Genomic DNA, 12,472 nt, shown 5'->3' with positions numbered 1-12,472 from the left:
AACGGAACAAATACATCTCCGCGAGCGTCTAGGGACCATGGCGCTGGAACCGGAGATCGGGCTCGTCGGCAGAGACGAGCTGACCAGACTGGTCGAGTCGCTGGTCGAACGTCGTGGCAACCACCCCCTGCCGGTGGTCGTCGCGTACGGTCCCGGCGGCAGCGGCAAGACCTCGCTGCTCGACCACGTCCGCAGGCGCTACCGCGAGGCCCCGGTCGCCCACGTCGACCTGGACAAGGCCGGCTCCCGCTCCTGCAAGGACATCCTCGACGTCGCCGCCGAGCAGCTGCGCTCCTACCGGCACGCCGACTTCGGCCGGATGCGGCTGCCGCGCTACGACCTCGCCCGCCTCGCGTTCCACGGCGAACCGGCCGACGACCCGCACCACCGCGCCCGCGAGCTCGCCGCCAAGCAGATGACCCGGCTGGTCGCGGTCGCCGACGCCGCGGAGGTCGTCGAGGTGCTGCCCCCGGCCCAGGGCCTGGGCAAGGTGCTGCGGCCGTTGCTGCTGTGGCTCATCGGTCTCGCGGTCGTCGCACCGCAGCCGCTGCGGTGGCTGCTCGGCGGGCCGCGGGTCGCGCGCGCCCTGCGGTGGTTCGAGAACCACACCGGCAAGGAGCTGAAGGGCGGGCACCGGCCCAAGTTCGACGCGGCGCTCGTGCACCTGTGGGGCCTGCACCGCTCCGGGGAGACGCTGGAGCTCGACCGGGTGCTGGTCGCCGCGTTCCTGGCGGACGTCCAGGCCGCGTACCGGTTCCGCCGCTACCGCAGGATGAACTCCCTGCTGCTGCTCGACGGCGCCGACCTGCTCGACGGCATCGACTCCTACCTGCCGCCGAAACGCCCGCGGCCCGCCGCGCGTCCCACCGACTTCCTGCACCTGCTCGCGGAACGCCGGCTCGTGCAACCGGACGTGCCGCTGCTCGTCATCGCGACGAAGCAGGCCGCCCCGCCGCTGCCCGAGGCCGAGCTCGACCACACGGCCTGGCTGGAACGGTGCGAGAACGAGCGGACCGCCCAGTCGATGTTCCTGCCGGTGCAGCTCAAGCCGTTCACACCGGAGCAGACGCGGCAGTTCCTCGCCGAGTGGAACCGCGCCCGCAACAGCACCGTGGAGTCCGAGGCGCTCGTCGAGGAGCTGCACGAGGTCACGCACGGGCACCCGCTCGCGGTCCGCCTGGCCATCCAGCTCGTCCAGTACATGTTCGCGCGCGACCAGGTGCTGCCGTCGGTGCGCGCGGTCTTCGACGAACGCCTGCCCGTCGACGAGACCACGACGTTCCAGGACGCCACGGTCGGCGACTACCTGCTGCTGCGGTTCTTCCAGCGGATTCCCGGTGCGGAGGAGATGCCGGAACGCCAGGCCGCCCGCGAGATCTTCGCCCGCCTGGCCGCACCGCGCGTGCTGGACCGGCACGTGGTCCACGCGCTGCTGCCGCGGGAGTGGGACCGCGACAACATGCGCGCTCTGCTGGCACAGCTCAGTTTCGCGTCCCGCCACGGCGACGACTTCGTGCTGCACCCGCTGCTGCGCGACCTGCTCGCCCGGCGGCTGCGGGAGGCACCGGACGGCGAGTTCTCGCACGTGGGCGTGCACCGGCTGCTGAAGGAGCGCTTCGACAGCCTCGGCCGCCGTGAGGACGCGCTCTACCACGCGCTCGCGCTCGGCGAGGTCCACTTCGTCGCACAACGGCTGCGGCCGCACGTCGACGAACGCGGTGACGGCTGGATCGCCGAGCTCGCCACCATCGCCGAGGCCCCGATGCCGCCGGGTGAGGGAGAAGAGCCACGTGAGGAGGAATCACGCGCGTGGTGGCAGCGGTTGCGCGGCACCAGCGCCCGCCGCACCCTGCACCGCCACGTCGACCGCGTCGTGCGCCCGGAGACCGCGCTGCTCGAAGACGCCGTCCTCGCGACGTGGGACCTGCGTTCCCGCAGCCGCACCGCGCGGCCGACCGTCGAGATGTACGACCGGGTGCTGCGCTCGCACCAGGAGCTCCACGGTCCCGAGGAACGCCTGACCTCCTACCGCGCGACGAAGAGGGCGCTTGAGCACAACACGCCCGCCTCACCGCCCGCGCCGCTGCCGCGCCAGTCCACCGTCGGCGTCCACCCGTACCCGCGGCACTGGCCCGGCCGCAACGGCGTGCGCCGCGTCGTCGTCTACCTCGTCGCGGTGCTGCTCGTGGGGTACGGCGCGGCGTTCTACCTCCAGAACAGCACGCACTGCCTGCGTTACGGCATCTACGAACCCGGTGAGCTCGTCGCCGACCTGTCCGGCCACCGCACCCGTCTGTCCAAAGTGGATGACGTGCAGTGCGTCGGGATGAGCGAGCGACCCGGCCGGTTCGCCCACGGCGACCCGACCCTGCAGAACAGCGACGACGCCGAGGTCGGCGAGCTGGCCCAGCTGATCGCCGACGAGAACGCCAGGGTCGCGAAGGCCAAGGACCGCCCCAGCGTCACGATCGTCGTCGCCACCATGCTCAGCTCCACGGAGCGGGTGAAGCGCGACCTGTCGGCCGGCGTGAACGAGCTGCGCGGCGCCTACCTCGCCCAGCACGAGTGGAACCAGCTCGACGGCATCGCCCGCAACCCGTTGGTGCGCCTGGTGCTCGCGAACTTCGGCGGCGAGTCGGCGCACGCGAGGGTGGTCGCCGAGCAGATCAAGACCTACGCCGAACGTGACCGCACCGTCGTCGCGGTGACCGGGCTCGGGCAGAGCCGCGTCTCCACCGCCGCGGCGCTGCAGGCGCTGGCACCCACGAAGGACCGCCAGGTCGGCGTCCCGATGGTCGGGTCGGCGCTGTCGTCGACGACCTACAGCCAGAAGCCGTACTTCTTCCGCATCGCGCCGTCCAACGACCGGCAGGCGGAGGTCGTCGCGCGGATCATCGAACGCACCGAGGCGTTGCGCGGCCGCCCGCTGCACCTCGTGCACAGCCCGGGAGACGAGTACAGCGCCGATCTGGCGCAGCTCTTCGAACGCCGGCTGCGTCCCAGGATGCACGGCTACGACGAGAGCACGACCGTGGCCGCGCAGCTCGCGCACGTCGTCATGGACATCTGCGGCAAGTCCCGCAACCCGCTCATCCTCTACACCGGCCGCACCGCGGAGATCGGCGGGCTGCTGACCGAGCTCAGCGGCAACGGCAACTGCCAGGACCCCGTCGTCTTCGGCGGTGACGACCTCACCCAGCTGGAGACGACGAACTTCGCGGACCTGGAGGGCGTCAAACAATTCGCCGACGGGAGGTTGTACTTCTCCACGTTCGCGTGGACGCCGGACATGGCGCAAGTTCCGCAAACGACGCAACAGTTCTTCCGGCTTTACGAAACAGCGCAGAACCGGCACGTGCGGCGCGCATTTCTTTCGGGCCCCAACGGACACATCCTCCTCGCCTATGACGCGGTGAAGGTCGTCGCGCGCGCCGCTGAACACGGTGAGGCCCGGCAGGCTGTTTTCCAGTACCTGCGTACTTTGCGTGACTTCGACGGCGCGTCCGGGAGGCTGACGTTCGCCCGGGACGACGCCAGCGGCACGTCCGGCTGCGACCCGGTCGACAAGCTGGTCGTCGCGCAGGTCGTCAAGCTGGACAACGGAGTTCTCGTGTCCCGGCACGTTGCGCACGAGGGCACGTGAACGGCAGGAGAAGTGACTGAAGGTCACCGGAATCCCGCCTGGGCCCGGGAAGATACCGCCCGTTCGCACTCGTTTCCGGGAAAGGCTGCGGAGGTACTGTTGACGGCACGAACTCAAGACGTCCGCAGCGGTGCGGAGGAGCGGGGGTGTGCCGTGTCCTTCAAGGCGGAGTTCCTCGCTGAGCTGGAGGACTGCCTGCGCGGTTATGGCGCGGTTCCGGTGAGCAACCCCGACGCGCTGGCGTTGTTCGTGGAGTTCGTCCGCTCACTTCCGGAGACCGACCAGAGGCTGCGGTGCCTCGAAGGCGTCGACCAGGGGTCCGGGTCGTTCTGGAACAACCCGGCGGTGTGGTGGGAGCAGGTGCCGCGCTTCGGAACGGGACTGGCCCGGTGCGGGTCGGCGGAGTGCCGCAAGCTGCTCGACGACATGCTCGACGAGGCCATCAGCGACGAGATCGACGTGCTGGAGATGGAGATCCGCGAGCTGCCCAGCTGACCGCCGGCGAGCTGGTGCGGACATGCCTGCCGGCGCCGCAACCTGTTACGGCCGCGGCGCCGGGGCGTTGGATCACCTGGTCGCTACGAGCGACCTGAACAGTTCCCGATAGCGGTGGAGCGCGAGTCGCAGCTCCTCGGTCTCGTGCTTGCCCTCGCCCTTCCACTGCTGGGAGAGCGTGCGGTGGCGCGAGGTCAGCTCCTCGATCGCCTTCTGCACGAGGTCGTCCGCCTTGCGCACCGCGGCGTGCGGGTCGTCGACGAACTCGAACTGCACCGCCTGCCACTCGTCCTCGAGCCGGCCCGGCAACCGCTCGGCCTGGGGGCGCTCGGACTGGGAGCGCTCGATCTGCGCCGTGTGCGCGGTCTGGGTGTGGGTCTGGCGTCCGGACTCCTGCGCCTGGCCGTCGTGACGCGCGGCGTCCTGGCGGTGGGGCTCGTGGCGCTGCGTTTCCTGGCGCTGGGCCTGCTGCGGCACGACGTCGCGCTGGTGGGTTTCCCGTTGCGCGGCCAGGTTCTCGTGCTGACCACCCTCGCGTTGCACGCCTTCACGCTGCGTACCCTCGCGCTGGGCGTCGACCCGCTGAGCGTCGACCCGCTGGGCCTCGGTGCGCTGGGCGTCGGCGCGCTGCATGTCCTCGCGCTGGGCGTGCGCGGCGCGTTCCTCACGCCGCTCCTCGCGCACCGTCTGGTCCTTCTGCTCCTGCTGTGCCTGCGCTGCCGCGGCCCGTGAGTGGACGGCCTCAGACATCGCTCTTCTCCTTCCGGGGAACGTCCTTGCGGGAACCCGCGCCGCGTTCGAGCAGGTCGTCGAACAGCTCGCGGTAGTGCACCATCGCGGTGCGCAGGTCCTCGGTGCTCGCCTCGCCGATCTCCTGGCGTTCGGAGATGTCGTGGGCCTTGCGGTAGTGCTCCAGCGTCCGCGCGTGCTCGACGGACAGCACGCTCAGCTGCGCCTCGTACCCCTCGGTGGGGTACCCGCGCTCGGCCATCAGGTCGGTCACCAGTCGGTCGGCGTCCGCGATCGCCGTGTTCGGCGAGTCGACGAACTTGGCCTGCACGGTGGCCCAGTGCCGGCGGTAACTCTCCTGCGCCGCAGGGGAAAGCGGCTTCAGGTCGAACTCGCTGTGGCGGTGCTCCCGCTCGGCGAGCTCCTTCTCCGCGGCCGTCCTGTCGTCACTTTCCGCGACCGCGCGGTCGTACTCGGGGCCGAAGCGGTCGCGCAGCTTCTTGCGCTGCATGGCGGGCCTCAGCACGAACGCGAGGACCACCAGCACCACGAGAACCGCGACCACCAGACCGATGATGGCGCCCGTTGACATGGAAAAACCTCCAAGACAGGCAGGAACTCTGCTGTCCGGAGGCTTTCCAATGCGCGCGCCGGGGAAACATTCAACCCTTGATACAAACCACCTGCTTGAGCTTGGCGACCACCTCGACCAGGTCGGACTGGTTCGCCATCACGGTGTCGATGTCCTTGTAGGCGCCCGGGATCTCGTCCACCACACCGAAGTCCTTGCGGCACTCCACCCCACTTGTCTGGTCGGCGAGATCCTGCGTCGTGAACGTCTTGCGGGCCTTGTTGCGCGACATCCGCCGGCCCGCGCCGTGCGACGCCGACTGGAACGAGTCGGGGTTGCCGAGCCCGCGCACGATGTACGAACCGGTGCCCATCGAACCGGGGATGATGCCCAGCTCACCGCGGCCGGCGCGGATCGCACCCTTGCGGGTCACCAGCACGTCCTCGCCGAAGTGCTTCTCCTCCGCAACATAGTTGTGGTGGCAGGAGATCGGCTCCTCGAACGCGATGTGCGGGAACTCCGCGCGCAGCACGTCGGACACCAGGCGCAGCATGACCGAACGGTTGCGCCGCGCGTAGTCCTGCGCCCAGTACAGGTCGTGCCGGTAGGACGCCATCTCCGGCGTGCCCGCGAGGAACACCGCCAGGTCCGGGTCCGGCAGCTCGGCGTTGTGCGCGAGCGTGCGCGCCACCGCGATGTGGTGCTGCGCCAGCTCGTTGCCGATCCCGCGCGACCCGGAGTGCAGCATCACCCACACCCGCTGGTCGCCGTCGAGGCAGACCTCCAGGAAGTGGTTGCCGCCGCCGAGCGTGCCCATCTGGTGCATCGCCTTGTCGGCACGCGCCTTCACGGCCGGCGTCAGGTCGTCGAACCGCCGCCAGAACGATCCCCAGTCGGACGCGTCCCTCTCGGTGAACGCCGTCGCCCTGTGCTGGCCGAACCCGACGGGCACGACCGACTCCATGCGCGACCTGAGACCACGCAACGTCTCCGGCAGATCGCTCGCCGTGAGCGACGTGCGCACGGCGGTCATGCCGCAGCCGATGTCCACGCCGACGGCCGCGGGGGAGACGGCGTCGCGCAACGCGATCACCGAGCCCACCGTGGCCCCTTGCCGTAGTGCACGTCCGGCATCACGGCGATGTGCTTGACGGCCCACGGCAGCGCGGAGATGTTCTGGAGCTGTCGCATGGCGAACTCCTCGACCTCGTCGGGCCGGGTCCACATGCGGATGTCCACGTTCTGGCCGCGGACGACGGTTGCTGCCATGGGAACGAGGTTAGGCCGCGTTCTCGTTGATCCACAAAGGAGTTTCCGCGGCCGACACGAACTCCCAGGCGCCCTTGCGCACCTTCGCCCTGCTCATGTCGCCGCCCAGGGACGTGACGAACGCGCGCACGACCGGCAGGTCGCCGACGCCCGCGATGAGGATCGCCCGGTTCTGGAGCGTGACGCTGCCGCCACCGAGCGTCTCGCGCGCCACGGCGTCGTTGAGCAGCCCTTCCCGCAGCTGCTGCGCGGTGATGCCGTCGACCTCGACCTGCACGGCGTCGACCTGCGGCGAGTTCGCGGGCAGGAAGCGGAACGTCAGCACCGACTCCTGCCGGAACCGCTTGCCGATCGTGGCGGCGGCGTGCCGCAGGCCCTCCTCGCCGAGGGTGACGTCGAACTTGCGGGAGCGCTCGAACGTCGTCCGCTGCTGCTCGCTCGACCAGAACACGCCGTCGAGCAGCGTGGAGCGGGTGGTGACGCCGCCGTGGGCGAAGACGATGCCGCGGACCTCGCGGTCGAAGCCGGTCAGCCGGTCCCGCAGGCGGGAGTCGGCGGGGTCGGTGATGATCGCGGTGTTGTTCGTCGCGAAGATCTCCGGCAACGGCAACGGGGTGCCCGCCGCCGTTCCGGTGGTGACCGAGAACGCCAGCACCGACGTGACTGCAACGAGTAGTTTTCGCATGCGCGTCAAGGTATTGGCCCGAGCCGGTCGGCGTGCGGAATCCCAGCAGGCGGGCTGGCCCGATCATTGACAGCCGCACAGAACGTGAGAATCCTTCAGCCATGGATCGCGTGTGCGTCATCGGGGCGGGTTCGTCCGGCATCGCCGCTTGTCAGGTGCTGAGCGCCCGCGGCGTCGACTACGACTGCTACGAGGCCGGCTCCGACATCGGCGGGAACTGGCGCTACCTCAACGACAACGGCATGTCGTCCGCCTACCGCTCGCTCCACATCAACACCTCGCGGCAGATGATGGAGTTCAGGTCCTTCCCGATGCCGGCACACCTGCCGGCGTACCCGTCGCACTTCCAGGTCGCCGAGTACTTCGACGACTTCGTGAAGCACCACGGCTTCCGCGACCGCATCCGGTTCCGCACCGAGGTCACGTCCGTGGTGCCCACCGCCGGTGGCTACGCGGTCACCTCGCGCGACCGGGACACGGGGGAGCCGGTCACGACGTCGTACGGCTCGGTCGTCGTCGCGAACGGGCACCACTGGTCGCCGCGCTGGCCGGAGCCGGCGTTCGAGGGCACGTTCGACGGCGAGCAGATGCACGCGCACTTCTACAAGACGCCGGAGCGGTTCGCCGGCAAGAAGGTCCTGGTGCTCGGCATCGGCAACTCGGCCTGCGACATCGCCGTCGAGTCGTCGCGGGTGTCCGCGCGGACGTTCCTGGCGATGCGCCGCGGCGCGCACATCATGCCGAAGTTCCTGTTCGGCATGCCGACCGACCACCTGACGACCTCGCCGCTGGCCCGGTTCGCGCCGTCGTGGCTGCAGGCGCTGTCACTGCGGCTCATGTTGCGGATCTCGCGCGGCAAGCTCACCGACTACGGTCTGCCGCAGCCCGCGCACGGCATCCTCGCCGCGCACCCGACGGTGTCCGACGACCTGCTCACCCGGCTCGGGCACGGCGACATCACGGTGAAGCCGAACGTCGCCCGGCTCGACGGGACCGGTGTCGTCTTCACCGACGGCAGCCGCGAGGACGTCGACGTCATCGTCTACTGCACCGGGTACAAGGTCGAGTTCCCGTTCCTGGAGGCGTCCGCGTTCCCCTCGGTGTCGTCGGCCGACAACGAGGTGTCGCTCTACAAGCGGGTCGTCGACCCCGAGCACCCCGGGCTCTACTTCCTCGGGCTGATCCAGCCGCTCGGGGCGGTCATGCCGCTCGCGGAGGCGCAGGCCGAGTGGGTCGCCGACCTGCTCACCGGACGGGCGGTGCTGCCGCCAGTGCCGGACATGAAAGCGGAGGTCCTCGCGTACCGGCAAGGGCTGCGCAGCCGGTACGTCGCGTCGAAGCGGCACACCCTGGAGGTCGACTTCCTCGGGTACCAGCGGGAGCTGCTGGCGGAACGGCGCCGCACGCCGGCTCACTGATATATCGGCTGATTCGTAGCTCGCGATACCCTGCTGACCTGCACCTTAGCAATGAGTCTTTGGACGACGACCGCAAAAGAATCGTTGCAAAGGAGCAGGGCAGCAGCCGGCTGGAGGTGAGCTGACGGTGGTGAGCTGACGGGTGGTGAGCTACGGGAAGGCCGGGGCAGGCGTGACGGGGGAGCGGGCTGGGTACGGTCCAGGTGTGGCTCAGGTGATCGTGCTCAACGGCGGGTCCAGCGCGGGCAAGTCCGGGATCGCGCGGTGCCTGCAGGCGGTGTTCCCGGAGCCGTGGCTGGCGTTCGGGGTGGACACGCTGATCGACGCGATGCCGGCGCGGTTGCGGCTCGGCGAGGAGGGCATCGGGTTCGCCGACGACGGTGAGGTGACCGTCGGCGGGGAGTTCCGCGAGCTGGAGGACGCGTGGATCGGCGGTGTCGCCGCGATGGCACGGGCCGGGGCGCGCGTGATCGTGGACGAGGTGTTCCTCGGCGGCACGGAGTCGCGGGCGCGGTGGGAGAAGGCGCTGCACGGGCTCGACGTGGTGTGGGTCGGGGTGCGGTGCGACGCGACGGTCGCCACCGGGCGTGAGCTCGCCCGCGGGGACCGGGTGAGCGGCATGGCGGAAGCGCAGGCGGACCTGGTGCACCGGGACATGACCTACGACGTCGAGGTCGACACCACGCACACCGAGTCACTGGACTGCGCGAAAGCGATTGCGGGTTTCCTGAGCAGCAAGAACGGCTGAGCCAGGGGGTTCGGTGGGCGCCACACCGAACCGGTGAACGGGACTCAGGTCAGCAGCACTCGCAGCACGTGCAGCACTCGTCCGTCATCGGGATCACCTCCCCTCCGGTGGGCACCACGGGGGACAGTCGGTGCTCTCGACCATCTCCGCCAGCTCGGTGCGGAGCCGGGCCAGCCGCGTCATCTCGGCGTCGATGTCCGCGATGTGCCGCCGCAGCAGCTCCGAGGCGGGTTCGCACGGGCACTCGCCGGTGTCGCGGACGGCCAGCAGCGAGGCGATCTCGCGCAATGTGAGCCCGAACCGCTGGCAGTCGCGGATGAACCGGATCCGCTCGGCGGCCGCCTCCGGGTACTGCCGGTAGCCCGACGACGTGCGCGGCGGGGGAGCGAGCAACCCCGCCCGCTCGTAGTACCGCACCGTGTCCGGCGCGACCCCCACCTCCCGTGCGAGCTCCGCAACTCTCATGCCGCCCACGCTAAACCTGGGAGTGCACTCCAGGGTCAAGCACGACGAAGGGGGCGGCCGGCGTGATGCCGGCCGCCCCCTTCGGGCGAACGGGTCAGTGCACGCCGAGCACGCCGTCGACGCGGCGCGGGATGCCCAGCGGGTTCGCGTCCTGCAGCTCGGCCGGCAGCAGGGCGTCCGGCCACGACTGGTAGGTCACCGGTGCGATCCAGCGGCGGATCGACGTCGCGCCCACCGAGGTGTGCAGCGGGTTCGTCGTCGACGGCCACGGGCCACCGTGGTGCTGGCCCCACGCCACGGCGACACCGGTCGGCCAGGCGTTGAAGATGATGCGGCCCGCGACGTGCCGCAGGACCTCGGCGACCGCACCGGCCTCGGCGTGGTCCGACTCGGCCGCGTGCACGGTGCCGGTCAGCGTTCCCGGCAGCTTCGCGAGCACGGGGTGCAGCTCCGCGGGCGACGAGTACGTCACGACCAGCGCCGCCGGGCCGAAGTGCTCCTCGGTCAGCTTCTCCAGGTTCTGCTCGAACACCGAGATCGGCACGCTGAACAGCCGCGGCGACACCGCCCACGCCTCGTCCGGCCGGCTGCCGGTCGACACGACGGTCACCAGGTCCGACGCGGCCAGCGCGTCCGTCGAGGCGGTGTAGGAGTCGCACATCCGCTCGTTGAGCATCGCGCCACCGGCCGTCGCCGCCACCGCCTCGCCCAGCGCGGGCACCAGCTCCGCGGGCGCGAACACCAGGCCGGGGTTCGTGCAGAACTGGCCGACGCCCATCGTCAGCGACTGCGCGAAACCGGCGGCGACGTCCGGGGTCGCCGCACCCGGCAGGATCACCGTCGGGTTCACGCTGCCCAGCTCGCCGTAGAACGGGATCGGGTCCGGCCGGCCCTGCGCCAGGTCGAACAACGCCCGCCCGCCACCGGTCGACCCGGTGAAGCCGACGGCCCGCACGACCGGGTGCTGCACCAGGGCCACACCGGCCTGGGTGCCGTAGACGATCCCGAACACGCCCTCGGGCGCACCGGCCGCGCGCAGCGCGTCCACGACCACGCGGGCGGTCTCCCGCGAGGTCGACGGGTGCGCCGAGTGTGCCTTCACCACGACGGAACAGCCGGACGCGAGCGCGGACGCCGTGTCACCACCGGCCACCGAGAACGCGAACGGGAAGTTCGACGCGGAGAACACCGCGACCGTCCCCAGTGGACGCAGCACGCGGCGCAGCACCGGGCGCGGCGGGATGATGTCCGGGTTCGCCGAGTCCAGCGTGGCCTCGACGTAGCTGCCCTCGCGCAGCACCTCCGCGAACAGCCGCAGCTGGTTCGTCGTGCGCTTGAGCTCGGTGGTCAGCCGCGGCACGCCCAGCGCCGTCTCGCTGTCCGCCGTGGAGACCAGCAGCTCCGACTCCGCGTCGAGCGCGTCGGCGACCGCCTCCAGCACCACCGCGCGGTCGGCGGCCGGCGCGAGCGACCACGCCGGGAACGCGACGGCGGCAGCCGAGGCGATCCGGTCCACCTCGCTGTCCGGGGTCTTGGCGACCGGTTCGCCGAACGGCTCACCGGTGCGCGGGTTGTATCCCTGAACGACGTGGCTCAACGCCCTGCCTCCTTGACTGCCGTGTCGAAATCGGGGCCGCACCAGGCCCCGCCCACGTACTTGCCCGCATACGACGACGGGTCGAGCTCACCGCCGTGCGCGGCCAGCACCTCTTCCGCGAACACCTCGGAGTCGTCCTGCGGTTCGTAGCCCAGCGCGCGGGCCTCGTCGAGCGAGAACCAGCCGCGCGTGTTGGCCGAGACGCCCCACACGATCCGGAACCCCGGTGAGGCGACCGACAGCGCCGCCTCGAACAGCCGGGCGCCGTCGTCGGGTGACATCCACGTCGACAGCATCCGCACGTCGCGCGGCTTCGGGAAGCACGAGCCGATGCGCAGTGCGATCACGTCCATCCCGTAGCGGTCGGCGTACAACGACCCCAGCGCCTCCAGCGCCACCTTCGACACACCGTAGTAGGTGTCCGGGCGCGGGAAGAGGTAGTCACCGGCCTCGCCGTCGGCGCGTTCGACGTACCCGACGGCGTGGTTGGAGCTCGCCAGCACCACCCGGCGCACACCGCAGCGGCGTGCGGCCTCCAGGACCGTGTGCGTGCCGTCGATGTTGACCCGAAGGATCTTCTCCCACGACTCCTCCAGGCTGTGCCCGCCGAGGTGGATCACGGCGTCCACGTCCCGCATCGCCGCCTCCATCGCGGCCATGTCGGTCACCGACGCCTGGACGAGCTCGACGTCCTCGCCGTCCGCCGCGGCGGGCAGCTCGGCGATGTCCAGCAGCCGCAGGACACGGCCCTGTGCGGCGAGCCGGGGACGCATGAGCGTTCCCACCACGCCGGCCGCGCCGGTGATCAGGATGCGTGCGGTCACGGGTTCGACCCCTCCGTCGTGTGCGTGT

General features: G+C 70.6%; 10 protein-coding genes and 1 pseudogene. 4 read left to right on the top strand and 7 right to left on the bottom strand.

Annotated features, from left to right (window positions below; all coding sequences use genetic code 11):
- Window positions 1-37: 37 nt before the first annotated feature.
- Both ACZ7CD_RS37550 and ACZ7CD_RS37545 read left to right on the top strand, forming a co-directional pair.
- Window positions 38-3,643: an AAA family ATPase gene (locus tag ACZ7CD_RS37550; protein WP_470380740.1), complete on the top strand. Its 3,606-nt coding sequence runs from the start codon at window positions 38-40 to the stop codon at window positions 3,641-3,643.
- A gap of 153 nt (window positions 3,644-3,796) precedes the next feature.
- Window positions 3,797-4,138: a hypothetical protein gene (locus ACZ7CD_RS37545; RefSeq protein WP_360398382.1), complete on the top strand. Its 342-nt coding sequence runs from the start codon at window positions 3,797-3,799 to the stop codon at window positions 4,136-4,138.
- A 72-nt stretch (window positions 4,139-4,210) separates the two neighbouring features.
- Here the strand turns inward: ACZ7CD_RS37545 and ACZ7CD_RS37540 are convergent, their stop codons facing one another.
- The 4 genes and pseudogenes from ACZ7CD_RS37540 to ACZ7CD_RS37525 all read right to left on the bottom strand — a co-directional run bounded on the left by ACZ7CD_RS37540 (window position 4,211) and on the right by ACZ7CD_RS37525 (window position 7,392).
- Window positions 4,211-4,888, bottom strand: a complete 678-nt coding sequence (locus tag ACZ7CD_RS37540; RefSeq protein WP_470380739.1) for a hypothetical protein — start codon at window positions 4,886-4,888, stop codon at window positions 4,211-4,213.
- Window positions 4,881-5,459: a hypothetical protein gene (locus tag ACZ7CD_RS37535; protein ID WP_360398378.1), complete on the bottom strand. Its 579-nt coding sequence runs from the start codon at window positions 5,457-5,459 to the stop codon at window positions 4,881-4,883. Before ACZ7CD_RS37535 ends, ACZ7CD_RS37540 begins: the two co-directional genes overlap by 8 nt.
- A gap of 70 nt (window positions 5,460-5,529) precedes the next feature.
- Window positions 5,530-6,707: pseudogene (locus ACZ7CD_RS37530) on the bottom strand (RtcB family protein).
- 10 nt (window positions 6,708-6,717) lie between these two features.
- Complete coding sequence (locus ACZ7CD_RS37525; protein ID WP_470380738.1) at window positions 6,718-7,392, bottom strand: hypothetical protein; 675 nt, start codon at window positions 7,390-7,392, stop codon at window positions 6,718-6,720.
- Between the two features lie 101 nt (window positions 7,393-7,493).
- Between ACZ7CD_RS37525 and ACZ7CD_RS37520 the strand changes: the two genes are divergently transcribed.
- Window positions 7,494-8,810, top strand: coding sequence for an NAD(P)-binding domain-containing protein (locus ACZ7CD_RS37520; RefSeq protein ID WP_470380737.1), 1,317 nt, complete (start codon window positions 7,494-7,496; stop codon window positions 8,808-8,810).
- Between the two features lie 205 nt (window positions 8,811-9,015).
- Window positions 9,016-9,558 (top strand): chloramphenicol phosphotransferase CPT, encoded by a 543-nt coding sequence (cpt, locus tag ACZ7CD_RS37515; protein ID WP_458433691.1) that lies wholly within the window; start codon window positions 9,016-9,018, stop codon window positions 9,556-9,558.
- 93 nt (window positions 9,559-9,651) lie between these two features.
- Here cpt and ACZ7CD_RS37510 read toward each other — a convergent pair whose 3' ends face one another.
- The 3 genes from ACZ7CD_RS37510 to ACZ7CD_RS37500 form a co-directional block, all read right to left on the bottom strand.
- Window positions 9,652-10,023: a heavy metal-responsive transcriptional regulator gene (locus tag ACZ7CD_RS37510; RefSeq protein WP_360398368.1), complete on the bottom strand. Its 372-nt coding sequence runs from the start codon at window positions 10,021-10,023 to the stop codon at window positions 9,652-9,654.
- 94 nt (window positions 10,024-10,117) lie between these two features.
- Window positions 10,118-11,620 (bottom strand): aldehyde dehydrogenase (NADP(+)), encoded by a 1,503-nt coding sequence (locus tag ACZ7CD_RS37505; protein ID WP_470372246.1) that lies wholly within the window; start codon window positions 11,618-11,620, stop codon window positions 10,118-10,120.
- Entirely contained in the window at window positions 11,617-12,444 is an 828-nt protein-coding gene (locus tag ACZ7CD_RS37500; protein ID WP_458433689.1) for an NAD-dependent epimerase/dehydratase family protein, read from the bottom strand. The genes ACZ7CD_RS37505 and ACZ7CD_RS37500 overlap by 4 nt, the downstream gene beginning before the upstream one ends.
- Window positions 12,445-12,472 lie beyond the last annotated feature (28 nt).

The sequence above is a fragment of the Lentzea sp. NPDC036949 genome (genome assembly GCF_055608075.1).
The sequence above is the reverse complement of the archived record's forward strand: the minus strand, read 5'-3'. Positions and strand labels throughout refer to the sequence as shown.